Source organism: Streptomyces sp. 2A115 (assembly GCF_052245575.1).
Taxonomy (GTDB): Bacteria; Actinomycetota; Actinomycetes; order Streptomycetales; family Streptomycetaceae; genus Streptomyces.
Map to the genome: position 1 here is coordinate 33,222 of NZ_JBQQCG010000057.1, position 16,719 is coordinate 49,940.

Annotated in this window: 12 protein-coding genes; all 12 read left to right on the top strand. The window is 68.1% G+C overall.

Going from position 1 to position 16,719, the window contains the following annotated elements; all coding sequences use genetic code 11:
- Window positions 1–147: 147 nt before the first annotated feature.
- Window positions 148–1,653, top strand: a complete 1,506-nt coding sequence (gene folC / locus ACTWQR_RS36930) for a bifunctional tetrahydrofolate synthase/dihydrofolate synthase (RefSeq protein ID WP_443231598.1) — start codon at window positions 148–150, stop codon at window positions 1,651–1,653.
- 3 nt (window positions 1,654–1,656) lie between these two features.
- Window positions 1,657–2,022, top strand: a complete 366-nt coding sequence (locus ACTWQR_RS36935) for a DUF4233 domain-containing protein (RefSeq protein ID WP_443231599.1) — start codon at window positions 1,657–1,659, stop codon at window positions 2,020–2,022.
- A gap of 167 nt (window positions 2,023–2,189) precedes the next feature.
- Window positions 2,190–2,603 carry a nucleoside-diphosphate kinase gene (ndk, locus tag ACTWQR_RS36940; protein ID WP_443231600.1) on the top strand — a complete coding sequence of 138 codons (414 nt, stop codon included), beginning with the start codon at window positions 2,190–2,192 and terminating at the stop codon, window positions 2,601–2,603.
- A gap of 1,203 nt (window positions 2,604–3,806) precedes the next feature.
- A complete protein-coding gene (locus ACTWQR_RS36945; protein WP_037747701.1) occupies window positions 3,807–4,826 on the top strand; it encodes a rod shape-determining protein in 1,020 nt (339 codons plus the stop codon).
- A gap of 149 nt (window positions 4,827–4,975) precedes the next feature.
- The gene (gene mreC / locus ACTWQR_RS36950; RefSeq protein ID WP_443231601.1) at window positions 4,976–5,929 is read left to right on the top strand and encodes a rod shape-determining protein MreC; all 954 of its coding nucleotides are present in this window, start codon (window positions 4,976–4,978) and stop codon (window positions 5,927–5,929) included.
- 13 nt (window positions 5,930–5,942) lie between these two features.
- On the top strand, window positions 5,943–6,614 hold the full coding sequence (gene mreD, locus ACTWQR_RS36955; RefSeq protein ID WP_443231602.1) for a rod shape-determining protein MreD: 672 nt from the start codon (window positions 5,943–5,945) through the stop codon (window positions 6,612–6,614).
- A gap of 155 nt (window positions 6,615–6,769) precedes the next feature.
- Window positions 6,770–9,052 (top strand): penicillin-binding protein 2, encoded by a 2,283-nt coding sequence (gene mrdA, locus ACTWQR_RS36960; RefSeq protein WP_443231603.1) that lies wholly within the window; start codon window positions 6,770–6,772, stop codon window positions 9,050–9,052.
- The gene (gene rodA, locus ACTWQR_RS36965; protein ID WP_443231604.1) at window positions 9,049–10,248 is read left to right on the top strand and encodes a rod shape-determining protein RodA; all 1,200 of its coding nucleotides are present in this window, start codon (window positions 9,049–9,051) and stop codon (window positions 10,246–10,248) included. The genes mrdA and rodA overlap by 4 nt, the downstream gene beginning before the upstream one ends.
- 51 nt (window positions 10,249–10,299) lie before the next feature.
- Window positions 10,300–11,811, top strand: a complete 1,512-nt coding sequence (locus tag ACTWQR_RS36970) for a CYTH and CHAD domain-containing protein (protein WP_443231605.1) — start codon at window positions 10,300–10,302, stop codon at window positions 11,809–11,811.
- Window positions 11,812–11,957: 146 nt separating this feature from the next.
- Window positions 11,958–13,910, top strand: coding sequence for a TIGR03960 family B12-binding radical SAM protein (locus ACTWQR_RS36975; protein WP_443231606.1), 1,953 nt, complete (start codon window positions 11,958–11,960; stop codon window positions 13,908–13,910).
- Window position 13,911: 1 nt separating this feature from the next.
- Complete coding sequence (locus ACTWQR_RS36980) at window positions 13,912–14,097, top strand: hypothetical protein (RefSeq protein WP_443231607.1); 186 nt, start codon at window positions 13,912–13,914, stop codon at window positions 14,095–14,097.
- A gap of 427 nt (window positions 14,098–14,524) precedes the next feature.
- Window positions 14,525–16,582 carry a restriction endonuclease gene (locus ACTWQR_RS36985; RefSeq protein WP_443231608.1) on the top strand — a complete coding sequence of 686 codons (2,058 nt, stop codon included), beginning with the start codon at window positions 14,525–14,527 and terminating at the stop codon, window positions 16,580–16,582.
- Window positions 16,583–16,719 lie beyond the last annotated feature (137 nt).

Genomic DNA, 16,719 nt, shown 5'->3' on the forward strand with positions numbered 1-16,719 from the left:
TACCGGTACGGGTAGGGGTATGCGCAGTCGTTCGTACGTGGCCGAGGGCCCCGGAGCCGAGTACGGTTCCGGGGCCCTCGGCGTAGGTGTGCGGCACCCGGCACCCGCGTTCAAGCTCCTGTCGGTGGTCCTCCGTAGACTGGGTGTGTGAGTGAGCTCCCGCACGACAGCAGTGAGTCCGACCCGTTCGACGAGATCGTCGGAGCGGAGACGGAGCGCGATCCCGACCTGGCCGTGATCGAGGCCGGCAGCCGCACCCTGCGGACGCAGGGCGGGCCGCCGCAGTCCGACATTCCCGGGCGACCGGCCGACCCCGAGACCGACAAGGCGCTGCGCGAGGTCGAGGCCGAGCTCGCCACGCGCTGGGGCGAGACCAAGCTGGAGCCCTCCGTCAGCCGGATCGCCGCGCTCATGGACGTACTCGGGGAGCCGCAGCGGACATACCCCTCCATCCACATCACCGGCACCAACGGCAAGACGTCGACCGCCCGCATGATCGAGGCCCTGCTCAGCGCCTTCGACCTGCGCACAGGGCGGTACACGTCGCCGCACGTCCAGTCGGTCACCGAGCGGATCAGCCTGGACGGGGCGGCGATCTCCGCCGAGCGGTTCGTGGAGACGTACAACGACATCAAGCCGTACGTCGAGATGGTCGACGCCCAGCAGGAGTTCCGCCTCTCCTTCTTCGAGGTGCTCACGGGCATGGCGTACGCGGCCTTCGCGGACGCGCCCATCGACGTGGCCGTCGTGGAAGTGGGGATGGGCGGCAGCTGGGACGCCACGAACGTGATCGACGGTGACGTCGCCGTCGTGACCCCGATCGATCTGGATCACACCGACCGCCTCGGGATCACCCCCGGGGAGATCGCCCAGGAGAAGGCGGGAATCGTCAAACAGGACGCGACCGTCATCCTGGCCCAGCAGCCCGTCGACGCCGCCCAGGTGATGCTCAAGAAAGCCGTCGAGGTCGATGCCACCGTAGCCCGCGAGGGGCTCGAGTTCGGCGTCGTGAGCCGCCAGGTCGCCGTCGGCGGGCAGCTGCTGACGCTCAACGGGCTCGGCGGGGAGTACGACGAGGTGTACATCCCGCTGCACGGGCCCTACCAGGCGCACAACGCGGCGGTGGCGCTCGCCGCCGTCGAGGCGTTCTTCGGCGTCGGCTCCCAGCGGCCCGAGCCGCTGGACATCGACACGGTCCGCAAGGCCTTCGCCTCGGTCGCCGCACCGGGCCGCATGGAGGTCGTGCGCCGCTCGCCGACCGTCGTCCTGGACGCCGCGCACAACCCGGCGGGCGCCCGGGCCACGGCCGAGGGCATCCGTGAGGCCTTCGACTTCAGCCGGCTGATCGGTGTCGTGGGGGCCAGCGGCGACAAGAACGTACGGGGGCTGCTGGAAGCCTTCGAGCCGATCTTCACCGAGGTCGTCGTCACGCAGAATTCCAGCCACCGGGCGATGGACGCCGACGCGCTTGCCGCAGTCGCCGTCGAGGTGTTCGGCGAGGACCGGGTCCAGGTCGAGCCGCGGCTGGACGAGGCCCTGGAGGCCGCGATCACCCTGGCCGAGGAGGAGGCCGAGTACGCGGGCGCGGGGGTGCTCGTCACCGGATCCGTGATCACCGTCGGCGAGGCCCGACTGCTCCTGGGGAGGAGCTGACCTGTGCGTACGCTCTGTGCTTCGACGCTGATCGGAGAGATCTTCGTCATCGGCTTCGCCGGACTCGTCGCCATGAAGGATCCCGATCTGTCCATGACCACGGTCTGGACGGTCAGCGGTGTCGCCATGGTGCTGTGTCTGCTGCTGTGCGGGATGATCACGCGGCCCGGGGGTGTGCAGCTCGGCTGGGTGCTGCAGATCGCGCTGATCGCGAGTGGGTTCTTCGTGCCGACCATGTTCTTCCTGGGCACGGTTTTCGCCGCTCTGTGGTGGGCGTCCGTTCATTTCGGGCGGAAGGTCGAGGAGGCGAAGGAGCGGTTTGCCGCGCAGACGCAGACGCAGGCCGAGGCGGAGGGGAATGCGGCGTAGGCCCGCGACGTAGCCGCTGGAGATGCGGACCGGGTCGGCGGGTGCACGCCGGTCGGGTTGACAGGTGATGAACAGCCCCCGTACCACCTGACGCTGCGTAACGAGCACCCGGACACGCCCTGTAATCTCGGGCATCCGCACATCTGTGACCTGAAGGAGCCACCACCGTGAGCCAGCGCACCCTCGTCCTTCTCAAGCCCGACGCGGTCCGTCGCGGCCTGACCGGCGAGATCATCAGCCGTATCGAGCGCAAGGCCGGCTGGCAGATCACCGCGCTGGAACTGCGCACGCTGGACCAGGAGACGCTGGAGCAGCACTACGGCGAGCACAAGGGCAAGCCCTTCTACGAGCCGCTGGTCGCCTTCATGGCCTCCGGCCCCGTCGTCGCCCTGGTCGTCGAGGGAGACCGCGTCATCGAGGGCGTACGGGCGCTGGCGGGCCCGACCGACCCGATCGCCGCGGCCCCCGGCTCCATCCGCGGCGACTTCGGCGTGATCGTCCGGGAGAACCTGATCCACGCCTCGGACTCCGAGGAGTCCGCCGACCGTGAGATGAAGATCTTCTTCCCTGGCCTCACCTGACGGGTCCGCTCCGCTCGTTCCCGGCCGGGGCGCCCGCCCGGCCGGGAACGAGTTGGGCGGTGGCAGGGCTCGTTGCCCAGTGCTTGGACTCGGATGGAGCGTCGGCCGGACGTGGTACCCAGGCACTGCACCCAGGCCGGGCGCCGGGTGCTCCGCCCGACAACTGCGCCGAGCGGAGCGCCGGATCCGATCCGACACCTCCGGCACCGAGAACTGACAAACACGGGCCTACCGCCTACCGCCCACCGCCTACCGCCTAGCGTCCACCGCCCCCGTCTAACGCCCGCCGCGAGCTTTCGGCCCAACTCGGAGCTTTCGTCCGGCTGGGGCCCTCCGCCAGGTTCGGGGCTTTTGTCAGGATCGGGCTCTCTGTTGGGCTCGTGGCTTCCCGTTCGGCTCGGGCTTTCGCTCCGACTCGGTCCCGTCGGCGGGCTCGGGCTTTCGCTCCAACTCGGTCCCGTCGGCGGGCTCGGGCTTTCGCTCCGACTCGGTCCCGTCGGCGGGCTCGGGCTTTCGCTCCGACTCGGTCCCGTCGGCGGGCTCGGGCTTTCGCTCCAACTCGGTCCCGTCGGCGGGCTCGGGCGTTCGGCCTGGCTCTGGCCCATCGCCGGGTTCTGGGTTTCCGTTCAATTCGGAATTTCCGGACAGCCCACGCCCCGCCGCCGGGCTGGGGCTCTCGGGCCGGCCCGGATCCGCCCTCAGGCTCCGGGCTTTCGTCGGGCGGCGGATCCGACCGGCGCCACGCCCGGGAGATCCGATTCTCCGGCCGAGAAATCCAGGGCTCCGAGAAAGCCGGTGCGCCGAGGAAGGCCGGGCTCCCCGGGAGGGGCGGCCCCGCTCATGAGGCTCAGGCTTCCAGAGGCCCCCCAGCCTTCACCCTCGCCGCCCACTCACCCACATACCGCACACCGAGAATCTTTTGACGCCCTGTCAGTCGCCCACCCGCCTCACCTGGGACGGTTTCGCATTGACGGCTGTTCTCTGGCATATGCGTGCCGATCGGGGGAACGCGTACCCCCGTTGGCTCGTCTCCAGAAGCGGGGCGGCGTGTCATCTGCTGACAATGGCGAAGACCCTCGCGCAGTGTTCGTGCAGGCGAGACTACGATGGAAGCCTTCACGTCACAGCGCACACCCTCGCCGACCTAAAAAGCCATCAAAAGCTCCACTTGGGAAGGCCAGACGAATCCTGATGGGGAACTCAATGTCGTTCATCGGCCGTGACATGGCTGTCGACCTCGGGACCGCCAACACGCTGGTGTACGTCAGGGGTCGCGGGATCGTACTCAACGAGCCGTCCGTCGTCGCGATCAACACCAACACCGGTGGAATCCTCGCGGTCGGCGCGGAAGCGAAGAAGATGATCGGGCGGACCCCCGGCAACATCGTTGCCGTGCGCCCGCTGAAGGACGGTGTCATCGCCGACTTCGAGATCACCGAGCGGATGCTCCGCTACTTCATCCTGAAGATCCACAAGCGGCGGTATCTGGCCCGGCCTCGCGTTGTCGTCTGTGTGCCCTCGGGCATCACGGGCGTCGAGCGCCGTGCCGTCATCGAGGCGTCGTCCCAGGCCGGGGCCCGCCAGGTGCACATCATCGAGGAGCCCATGGCCGCGGCCATCGGTTCCGGCCTGCCGGTCCACGAGGCCACGGGCAACATGGTGGTGGACATCGGTGGCGGTACCACCGAGGTCGCGGTCATCTCGCTCGGCGGAATCGTCACGGCACAGTCCATCCGTGTCGCCGGCGACGAGCTGGACAACGCGATCATCCAGCACATCAAGAAGGAGTACTCGCTCCTTCTCGGTGAGCGGACGGCCGAGCAGATCAAGATCACGATCGGTTCCGCGTACGACCTCGACAATGACGAACACACCGAAATCCGTGGCCGGGACCTGGTCTCCGGCCTTCCGAAGACCGTCGTGATCTCGGCGGCCGAAGTCCGCAAGGCGATCGAGGAACCGGTCAACGCGATCGTCGACGCCGTCAAGACCACCCTCGACAAGTGCCCGCCGGAGCTGTCCGGCGACGTCATGGACCGAGGGATCGTGCTGACGGGTGGTGGCGCGCTGCTGCGCGGGCTCGATGAGCGGCTGCGCCGTGAGACCGGCATGCCGATCCACATCGCCGAGGACCCGCTGGACAGCGTGGCGCTCGGCTCCGGCAAGTGCGTCGAGGAGTTCGAGGCACTCCAGCAGGTGCTGGACGCCCAGCCGCGCAGATGACGTAACTCTTCGATTCCGCCGTACGAGACGAGCCCCTCTCGTGCGGCGGATCGTTGATATGGAGACATGAGCTCCGCCATGTCGCCCGGGGTTCCCGCGGCGTCACAAACGAATTCCCGAATTCCGACGAGGAAGGCACGCCGCCGCACGTGAGGGACACACGAGAGAGCCGGCTGCTCCTGGTGCTGCTGATCGCCATCGCGTTCGCGCTGATCACGGTGGACATCCGCGGCGGCGAGGACTCGCCGGTCGACGGTGCCCGCCGGGCCGCCGCCACGGTCTTCGGCCCGATCGAGGACGGAGTGTCGTCCGCGGTCGACCCCGTCGGCAACGCGATCTCGGCCGTGAAGGACTCCGGCAGCCGACACGACCGCATCGCCCAACTCGAGCGCGACAACGCCGCGTTGAAGGCGAAGCTGGGCAGCGACGACCGCAACCGCAGCCGCCTCAAACAGCTCGACAAGATCCTCAAGACGGCGGGCGCCGGACAGTACGGCATCAAGGGCGCCGAGGTCATCGCCATAGGGGCGGCTCAGGGCTTCTCGTGGACCGTCACCATCAACGCGGGCGCCAACGACGGTATAAAGCGCGACATGACCGTACTCAACGGGGACGGGCTGGTCGGGCGCGTCACCACCGTCGGGCCGAACACCGCCACCGTGCTGCTCGCCAACGACCCGGACTTCACGGTCGGTACGCGCATGGAGGCCTCCGACGAGCTCGGCTTCGCCTCCGGCCAGGGCGACCGCCCGCTGCGCGTGGAGCTGCTCAACGGCAAGGCCAAGATCAAGCAGGGCGACCGGCTGGTCACCTTCGGATCCCAGGCCGACAGGCCGTTCGTGCCCGGCGTCCCCGTCGGTGTCGTGTCCCGCGTCGACCCCTCCGGCGGCGACCTGACCCGCACGATCTACGTCAGGCCGTACGTCTCCTTCACCAAGCTCGATGTCGTCGGCGTCGTCGTCCAGGCCCCGCGCGAGGACCCGCGTGACGAGGTACTGCCACCCAAACCCAAGCCGACCCCCACGCCGACGGTGACCGTGACGGTCACACCGTCCGCCGAGGTGCCCGCCGACGGTCTGCAGCAAGAGCAGCAAGAGCAGTAGGAGCTGAATTTCCATGCGCTTCAACCGAATGCTGCTCTCCACGACCTTGGTGATCGTCGCCCTGGTGATCCAGGTGAGCGTCCTTGCCCGCCTCCAGCTCCCGGGCGCCGTGCCCGACCTGCTGCTGCTCACCGTGCTGGGCCTCGCCCTGGTCTACGGCCACGTCGGCGGTGCCCTCGTCGGCTTCGGCGCGGGCCTCCTCGCCGACCTGGCCCCGCCCGCCGACCACGCCGCCGGGCGCTACGCGCTCGTGCTGTGCGTCATCGGCTACCTCGCCGGGCTCGCCAGACCGGACAACGGTCAGCTCAAGTCCGCGACCGGCCCGATGGCCGTGGTCGTCGCCGCGGCGATCGGCTCCACCCTCCTGTACGCGGGAGTCGGCGCCCTCGTCGGCGACACCGCCGCCCGCCATGTGGGCCTGGGCAGCCTGCTGTTCACGGCCGCCCTGTACGACCTGCTGCTCGCCCCGTTCGTGGTCCCCGGGATCATGGCGCTGGCCCGGCGTGCCGACAACGATCCGCTCGCCGAGGCCGGTGGCTCCTCCAAGGCGACCGACGTCTCCGCGGGCTGGATCTCCTCCGGCACGGGCCTGCGCATCGGCAGCCAGCGCGGCGGACTGAGAGCCAAGGCGGCCAAGGCACGGGTGGCCCGCGCGGGACGCATCAAGGGGGTCAAGCGACTGTGAGAGCGGGGCAGCAAGAGCCTGTGGGGGCACGCCGGCCGACGGAGGCCCGCGCGCACAGGTTGGCCGTGTACTCGTATGACTCGTATATGACCGACTCGTATATGACTCGTACGTGCTTCGACTCGTACGTGCTCTGAGAGGGGGAGACAGCCGCAGTGACCAACATCCCCGAGACCGGCCGGACCCCACGGGTCCAGATCCGGCTCGTCGTCATCCAGATCCTCGTCCTTTCCCTCCTGGGCACCCTCGGTGGACGGCTCTGGTACCTCCAGATCCGCAACGGCGACGAGTACGCCAAGGAGGCCTCCGGCAACCACGTCCAGCAGGTCGTCAGCCCCGCCGTGCGCGGTTCGATCCTCGACGCCCGCGGTGTGCCGATCGCCGACAACGAGACCCGGCTCGTGGTCTCCGCCTCCCGCACCGACCTGCTGAAGATGGACGACGACGGCAAGGCGGTCCTCACCAAGCTCGCCGGCGTGCTGGGCGTGAAGCCCAAGGACGTCATCGAGAAGGTCCGGCTGTGCGACTCGAAGACGCCGCAGCCCTGCTGGAACGGCTCGCCCTACCAGCCGATCCCCATCACCGACGAGGCCACACCCAAGCAGGCCCTCCAGATCCGCGAGCGCGCCGAGGACTTCCCCGGCATCACCGCCGAGCCGCAGGCCGTCCGCCGCTACGCCGCCCCCGCCAAGGCCAACACCGCGCAGGTCCTCGGCTACCTCTCGCCCGTCACGGACGAGGAGATCACCAAGGCCAAGGACACCGACTCGCCGTACCTGCGCTCCGACCAGGTCGGCCGCTCCGGCCTGGAGCGCCAGTACGACAAGGAACTGCGTGGCAAGGCGGGCGTCACCCGCTACGAGGTCGACAACCTCGGCCGGGTCATCGGCCAGGCCGAGAGCGACCAGGCCCAGCCCGGCGCCAACGTCGTCACCAGCATCGACTCCCGCGTCCAGCGCGTCGCCGAGTACGAGCTGAACCAGGCCATGAAGGACGCCCGCAAGGAGCTCGACAGGAACACCGGTGTGAACTACAAGGCCGACTCCGGTGCCGTGGTCGTCATGGAGGCCAAGACCGGCCGCGTCGTCGCCATGGCGTCCAACCCGTCGTACGACCCGAACGCCTGGGTCGGCGGCATCTCCGGCAAGGACTACACCAAGCTCACCGGCAAGGACTCCAACTACCCGCTCCTGAACCGCGCCATCCAGGGCCAGTCGGCCCCCGGCTCGGTCTTCAAGGTCATCCCGACGGCCGCCGCGGTCAACGCGGGCTACTCCTTCGACGGCCCCTACCAGTGCTCCAGCTCGTACTCCGTCGGCGGCCAGGTCTTCAAGAACTTCGAGTCCAAGGGGTACGGCCCGATCAGCCTCGGCCGCGCCCTCGAGGTCTCCTGCGACACCGTCTTCTACCGGCTCTCGCACGAGGAGTGGAAGAGGGACGGCGGCACCAAGCCGAATAACGCCAACGACTGGTTCTACAAGACGGCCCACCAGTTCGGCCTCGGCAAGGAAACCGGCATCGACCTGCCGAACGAGGTCACCGGCCGCGTCCCCGACCGCCAGTGGAAGCTGGACTACTGGAAGGCCAACAAGGACGCCTGGTGCAAGTACGGCAAGAAGGGCGGCACGTACGCCGAGCAGATCGCGTACGAGAACTGCCTCGAAGGCAACCGGCTGCGCGCCGGTGACTCCGTCAACTACGCGATCGGCCAGGGCGACACGCTGGTCACACCGATCCAGATGGCGACGATCTACGGGGCGATCTCCAACGGCGGCACCCTCTACGACCCGACCGTAGGCAAGGCGATCATCAGCCCCGACGGCAGGACCGTCCAGGAGATCAAGCCGAAGCCGCACGGCAAGCTGCCGATGACGCAGCAGACGCTCAGCGAGATAGACGGTGCCCTCGAAGGAGTCGCGACCCGCGGTACGGCCGCCTGGCGGTTCGGCGGCTGGCCGCAGGACGAGATCCCGATGCACGCCAAGACGGGTACGGCCGAGGTCTACGGCAAGCAGACGACCTCGTGGTTCACCACGTACACCAAGGACTACACGGTCGTCATGACGATCTCCCAGGGTGGAACGGGCTCCGGCGCCTCGGGTCCCGCCGTGCGCAAGATCTACAACGCGCTGTACGGCGTCTCCGAGGACGGCAAGATCGACAAGAAGAAGGCCCTGCTCTACAACCCGCAGAAGAGCCTGCCGAAGATCGAGAAGGACGGGTCGATCGACGCCCCGAAGGTCGCGGCGTACCCGCCACCGAAGGAGAAACTCTCCGAGGAGCAGGCCACCGAGGAGGGCCCCCAGCCGCCGGTGACGGGCGACGACCCGGCCGGCACCGTGCCCAATCCCAACACCGGCAACAACCGCGACACCCGAAGGCGCGATGCCCGAAGGGGCAGGGCCCGCCCGAAAAAGCGGCGAAGGACGACCACATGACCGGCGCGAACGGCTTCTCCGTCTCCGGGTACGGGCCCCAACGCTCCAGCCTCTCGCGGCTGTTCGCCCGCGACTCGCTGGCCCGCAGGCTCGACTGGCCGATACTGTTCGCGGCCATCGCCCTCTCCCTGATCGGCGCGGCCCTCGTCTACTCGGCGACCCGCAACCGCACCGAGCTCAACCAGGGCGACCCGTACTACTTCCTGGTCCGGCACCTGCTCAACACGAGCATCGGCTTCGCCCTGATGATCGGCACGGTCTGGCTCGGCCACCGCACCCTGCGCACCGCCGTGCCGATCCTGTACGGGATCTCCGTCTTCCTGATCCTGCTCGTGCTGACCCCGCTCGGCGCGACGATCAACGGCGCGCACGCGTGGATCGTCATCGGCGGCGGCTTCTCGCTCCAGCCCTCCGAGTTCGTGAAGATCACGATCATCCTGGGCATGGCGATGCTGCTCGCGGCCCGGGTCGACGCCGGGGACAAGCCGTACCCGGACCACCGCACGGTCCTGCAGTCCCTCGGCCTCGCCGTCGTACCGATACTGATCGTCCTGCTCATGCCCGACCTCGGCTCGGTCATGGTCATGGTGATCATCGTGCTCGGCGTGCTGCTCGCCTCCGGCGCCTCCAACCGCTGGGTGTTCGGACTGATCGGAGCCGGCGCGATCGGCGCCGTCGCGGCCTGGCAGCTCAAGATCCTCGACGAGTACCAGATCAACCGCTTCGCCGCCTTCGCCAACCCCGAGCTCGACCCGGCCGGCGTCGGCTACAACACCAACCAGGCACGCATCGCGATCGGCTCCGGCGGCCTCTTCGGCACCGGGCTCGGCAAGGGTTCCCAGACCACCGGCCAGTTCGTCCCCGAGCAGCAGACCGACTTCGTGTTCACGGTCGCGGGCGAGGAACTCGGCTTCGTCGGCGCCGGACTGATCCTGGTCCTGCTGGGCATCGTCCTGTGGCGGGCCTGCCGGATCGCCCGCGAGACGACCGAGCTGTACGGCACGATCGTCGCCGCCGGGATCATCGCCTGGTTCGCCTTCCAGTCCTTCGAGAACGTCGGCATGACCCTCGGCATCATGCCGGTCGCGGGTCTGCCCCTGCCCTTCGTCTCGTACGGAGGCTCGTCGATGTTCGCCGTCTGGGTGGCCGTGGGGCTGCTGCAGTCGATCAGAGTCCAACGACCGATGTCGGCCTAGTGAACACTTGGGGGACTGCCCATGAATGAGATTCGCGACTAAATTCGTTCCATGGCGGACACAAAGCGGGAGATCGAGCGTAAGTACGAAGCCGATGCGAGCACCGGACTGTCGGACCTGCCGGACCTGACGCGCGTATCCGGCGTCTCGGCCGTCATCGACAAAGGCGTCGCCGAACTCGACGCGACCTACTACGACACGGCCGACCAGCGGCTCGCCGCCGCATCGCTCACCCTGCGCCGCCGCACCGGAGGCGACGACGCGGGCTGGCACCTGAAACTCCCCGTCTCCGACGGCGTACGGGACGAGATCCACGCCCCGCTCTCCGACACCGTGCCCCGCACCCTCACCGGCCTGGTCCGCTCCCGGGTACGCGACGCCGAACTCATCCCCGTGGTACGGCTGTTGTCGGCCCGCGACGTCCGCCACCTCGTCGACGCCGCCGGGGGCCTGCTCGCCGAGATCAGCCTCGACCGCGTACGCGCCGAGCGGCTCAGTGAGGGCCAGGGCACCGCCGAGTGGACCGAGATCGAGGTGGAACTGGCGGACGACGGCGACCCCGCCTTCCTCGACAAGGTCGAGAAGAAACTCCGCAAGGCCGGCGTCCGCCGCTCCAAGTCGGCCTCCAAGCTGGCCAGAGCACTGGGGGAGACGGGGCGGAAGAAGCCCACGGCCGAGGTTGCCCAGGAGCCGGTCACCGCGGGCGACCACGTCCTCGCGTACATCCGCGCCCAGCGCGACGCGATAGTCGAACTCGACCCCGCCGTACGACGCGACCTGTTCGACTCCGTGCACGCCATGCGCGTCGCCACCCGCCGGATGCGCAGCGCCTTCCGTTCCTACGGGCAGGTCATGGACCGGACCGTCACCGACCCGATCGGCGAGGAGCTGAAGTGGCTGGCCGGCGAACTGGGCCTCGACCGCGATCAGGAAGTCCTCACCGAACGGCTGACGGCAGCCCTCGACGAACTGCCGCGCGCCCTGCTCGCCGGCCCCGTCCGCACCCGCCTGCGCACCTGGTCCCACGCCCGCCGCTCCGGCTCCCGGCGCCATCTGATCGCGGTCCTCGACGGCCGCCGGTACCTGGAACTGCTCGGCGCCCTCGACACACTGGTCGCCGATCCGCCGCTGCTCAAGGCTGCCTCGGGAACGCCGGAGAAAGTGATCGACAAGGCCGTACGCAAGGACTTCGCGAAGCTGTCGGGGCTGGTCGGGCAGGCCATCGACCTGCCACCGGGCTCGGCCCGCGACCTCGCCATCCACGAGGCCCGCAAAAAGGCCAAGCGCACCCGGTACGCGGCGGAGGCGGCCGCCCCCGCCCTCGGTCCCCCCGCCTCCGGCCTGGTCAAATCGATGAAGTCGCTGCAAGGCCTGCTCGGCGAGCATCAGGACAGCGTCATGACCCGGCTCGCCCTGCGCGACGTCGCGACGCAGGCGCACGCGGCGGGGGAGAGCGCCTTCACGTACGGGCTTCTGTACGGGAGGGAGGAGCGGCGGGCGGCGGAGTACGAGCGGGCGCTGCCGGGCGCTTGGGAATCGATCGAGCGCACGGCACTGGCGTGACCGGACGCCCGGGCGGTCGTCTCATCTGGCTGATCTGACGTAGGGCATCCCCGCCGGCGTGGGGGTGCTGACCACTGCCGTGCAGTGAGGTGGTCCCAGCCGCGTTAGGCTTGTGGGTCACCCCTGTCGGTCCACGGAAGTGCGAGATGTCTGCCGAGTCGGTCTTCCCACAGCTCGAAGCTCTGCTCCCGCATGTGCAGAAGCCCATCCAGTACGTCGGCGGAGAGCTGAACTCCACCGTCAAGGAATGGAGCTCCTGCGACGTCCGCTGGGCGCTCATGTACCCGGACGCGTACGAGGTCGGTCTGCCCAACCAGGGCGTGCAGATCCTCTACGAGGTGCTGAACGAGCGCGAGGGCGTGCTCGCCGAGCGCACGTACAGCGTGTGGCCGGACATGGAGGAGCTGATGCGGGAGCACAAGGTCCCGCAGTTCACGGTGGACAGCCACCGGCCGGTTGGCGCTTTTGATGTGTTCGGGCTGAGCTTCTCGACGGAGCTGGGCTACACGAACATGCTCGCGGCGCTGGACCTCGCGGGCATCCCTCTCGAGTCGAGGAACCGCACGCTGGACGACCCGATCGTGCTGGCCGGCGGCCACGCGGCGTTCAACCCCGAGCCGATCGCGGACTTCATCGACGCGGTGATCATCGGCGACGGCGAGCAGGCCGTGCTCGACATGACGGGGATCATCCGTGCCTGGAAGGCGGAGGGCCGCCCGGGAGGCCGCGAGGAGGCCCTCTTCCGCCTGGCACGTACCGGCTCGGTGTACATCCCGGCGTTCTACGACGTCGAGTACCTCCCCGACGGCCGCATCGCCCGCGTCGTACCGAACAAGAGCGGCGTTCCGTGGCGCGTGTCCAAGCACACGGTCATGGACCTGGACGAGTGGCCGTACCCCAAGCAGCCCCTCGTCCCGCTCGCGGAGACGGTCCACGAGCGTATGTCGGTCGAGATCTTCCGCGGCTGCACGCGCGGCTGCCGCTTCTGCCAGGCGGGCATGATCACCCGGCCGGTGCGCGAGCGCTCGATCACCGGCATCGGCGACATGGTCGAAAAGGGCCTGAAGGCGACGGGCTTCGAGGAGGTGGGCCTCCTCTCCCTGTCGAGCGCCGACCACAGCGAGATCGGCGACATCGCGAAGGGCCTGGCGGACCGGTACGAGGAGGACAAGGTCGGCCTCTCCCTCCCCTCCACCCGCGTGGACGCGTTCAACGTGGACCTGGCGAACGAGCTGACGCGCAACGGCCGGCGCTCGGGCCTGACCTTCGCCCCCGAGGGTGGCTCGGAGCGCCTGCGCAAGGTCATCAACAAGATGGTCTCGGAAGAGGACCTGATCCGGACGGTCTCGACGGCGTACGGCAACGGCTGGCGCCAGGTGAAGCTGTACTTCATGTGCGGCCTGCCGACCGAGACGGACGAGGACGTCCTGCAGATCGCCGACATGGCGATGAAGGTGATCGCCGAGGGCCGCAGGGTCTCCGGCCAGAACGACATCCGCTGCACCGTGTCGATCGGCGGCTTCGTGCCGAAGCCCCACACCCCCTTCCAGTGGGCCCCGCAGCTGTCGGCGGAGGAGACGGACGCCCGTCTCGGAAAGCTCCGCGACAAGATCCGCGGCGACAAGAAGTACGGCCGCTCCATCGGCTTCCGCTACCACGACGGCAAGCCCGGCATCGTCGAGGGCCTCCTCTCCCGCGGCGACCGCCGCATCGGCTCCGTCATCCGCGCCGTCTACGAGGACGGCGGCCGCTTCGACGGCTGGCGCGAGCACTTCTCGTACGACCGCTGGATGGCCTGCGCCGACAAGACGCTCCCCGCGTTCGGCGTGGACGTCGACTGGTACACGACGCGCGAGCGCACCTACGAGGAAGTCCTCCCCTGGGACCACCTCGACTCCGGCCTCGACAAGGACTGGCTCTGGGAGGACTGGCAGGACTCCCTCGACGAGACGGAGGTCGAGGACTGCCGGTGGACGCCTTGCTTTGATTGCGGTGTCTGTCCGCAGTTCGATACATGGCCACAACTGAGTGAGAGCGGCAAGAAGCTGCTGCCGCTGACGGTCAAGAAAGACGCCTCGACCAGCGGACATACCCACTGACGTGAGTGAGGCGTTGGGGCGCATGGTGGAGGCTCTGTGGGACGGCGGCGAGGAAGAGGCGGCTGCCGTCCTGAGGGCGCTCGGTGCTCGGGGTGGGCGGCGGGGGATCGTGCGGGAGACGCCGAGGACGCCCCTGCCGCCGCCTGGAGGCTCGACGACTGTCCATTCCGAGGTGGAGTGGGTCTGAGGGGCTGACAGCCTGGGAGAGAGCCGTACTCGGGCTGTTGCCTGAGCGGCTGCTCCGAGTTCGCGAGGTGCCCTCCGCGTGCGGTCCTCGGTGGGTTTCTCCCGCCGGGCCTCCGCAGAGGAAGCCGTGGGGCGCCTGTCTCTGGGGGGTTGCGCTGGAGCCCCGGCCGCAGTGGTCGTCTTCGTCCTGGTTGCGCTGTGATCGCCTTGGGGGGACGGAGGAGAGCAGTTGCAGGAGGTGCTGATGAGCCTTGGCCTCCTTGTGCTTCTTGAGTGTGGTGGCCTGCAGGGATAGCCGAGGCAAAGCTGTGTTTGGCAAGTTGATAGGCGAGACGGTTGTTGCTGTATAAAGTCGTTCCGTTACAGCTGGTTGTGGGGACAATCAGCGTTCGGCGGGCGGTGCCGATGTCCGGGGGAGGGCCTAGCGCATGAGTCGTCGCTCTAGTGGTTTGGTGGGGGTGTGGGCCGAGGCGCAGCGCCAGCAACAGCGCCAGATGGAGGCTCAGGCCAGGCAGCGAAGGCAGCAGGAGCGACAAGCGCGCGCCTACCAACGCCAGGCGCTTCAAGGCCAGCGGGAGCACCGGCAGGCAGAGGCCAGGCGGCGGACCGAGGAAATCGAAGCACGGGTTGAGTCCCTCCAGGGGTTGCTGGCTGCCGGCTGCCGAGCCCCGGCATTCAGAGCTGCTGCGCTCATCCGTTCCGAGGAGGTTGAGTCTTTCTCGCCGGGACCACTCGCGATTCCAGTGCCTATGCCGGACCCGAACCAGTACCAAGCGCAGGGTGGCTGGACTGCAAGCCGGCGAACGCAAGCGCAGGCCGAAGCACGTGCTCGATTCGAACACGACTGGCATGCGGCGCAAGCCGCAGAAGCCCAACGGCAGCAACAGTTGGCGACGTACTCGCGCGAGTACGAGCAGTGGGCTGGAGCCCAACGGGCGGAGGCGCGTCGGCACAACGCGGACATTGCTGAGGTGACTGCGGGAGTCAGCCGGGGGGACGCCGAAGCTGTCGTGGAGTACTTTTCGGCCGCTCTGTACTCCTCAACCGCGTGGCCGGAAGGTTTCCCGCGACAGGTCTCCGCGGCCTATGACTCGGCAGCGCGCCAGTTGGTGCTCGACTGGGAGCTGCCCGGATACGACATCACTCCCGAAGCGAAGTCGGTGCGCTATATGCCGACTCTCGATCAGGACAAGGAGACTCCTCGTCCAGCGGGCCAGCGCCGAGCGCTGTACCGGGATGTACTCGCGCAATGCGTTCTGCTGGTGTTGAACGACCTCTTCGCGGCGGACGAGCACCGAGCTCTTGATTCCGTGGCGCTGAACGGATTCGTGGACGACCACGATCCAGCGACGGGGAGGCAAGCGCAGATCTTCCTGGCCACCGTCATGGCCCAGCGGTCCATGTTCACTGACCTGCGCCTGGAACAGGTGGACGCAGCCAGCTGCTTGGTTGATGGCCTTCGGGGTCAGCTGACTTCCCGTCCTGATCAACGGGTTCCCGTACGGCCGAGTCGGAGGCCCCAGGACGTCGGAAACCACGTCGTCACTCATGGCGGCGATGAGGAACCAGATCTGTACGAGATGGATCCGATCGCGTTCGAGTCGCTCGTGGCTGATCTCTTCCGCGCCATGGGAATGCAGGCGGTGACGACCCAGCGTTCGAATGATGGTGGGGTCGACGTCGACGCATTGGACCCGACTCCGATCCGGGGCGGCAAGATCGTGGTGCAAGTGAAGCGCTACCGCAACACCGTTCCTCCGACAGCAGTGCGTGACTTGTACGGCACTGTTCAGGATGCCGGCGCCAACAAGGGCGTCCTGGTCACAACATCAGGTTTCGGTCCGGGCTCGCATACCTTCGCCAATGGCAAGCCATTGGAACTCATCTCGGGCAGCGAACTCGTCGACCTGCTGCATCGACATGGACTCCGTGGACGCCTGGGGGTGGATGACCGTACAGCTCCTGCACAGGCGACACCGTCGAGCGCCACGCCCCAACCCGACGACTACAACGTGCTGGGCATGTCGTGGTCCGGCAGTGTCGCCTTGGACATATGCGCGCTCGTCTGTAGCGGCAACCGAGTCCTGAGCGAGGACCACTTCGTCTTCTTCAACAACTCCCAGACACCGGACGGCTCTGTCCGCGCGCTGCCCCCCACTCCACCGGACAAGGCAGCAATCCGTGTGTCCTTCGAAGCGCTGCCGGAAAGAGCTGATCGATTCGTCCTCGTCGCCGCAGTGGACCCAGAAGTGAATCCGGATGCTGATCTGTCCGGCTTCACTGATGCCTGCATCCGGCTGCTGGACCCATCGATGGCGGAGCTTGGCCGCCTTGAGGTCTCCGATGGTCGCCCACATGAGACGGCCTTGGTCCTCGGTTCGTTCCGCCGCAAGGCCAACGGCGACTGGGACTTCGTGCTCGGAGGCAAGGGCTACACGGGCGGTTTGGTGCAACTCGTCCAGGAGCACGGAATCGAAGTGGAGTAGTCCCACGGCACATCGCAGTGCGGCATCTGCCCGCAGTTCGACACATGGCCACAAACGGGCCCCACCGAAAATCGGCCCTACGGTGTAAGAAGTTGCTGCCGCTGACGGTCAAGAAGGACGCCACGACCAGCGGACAT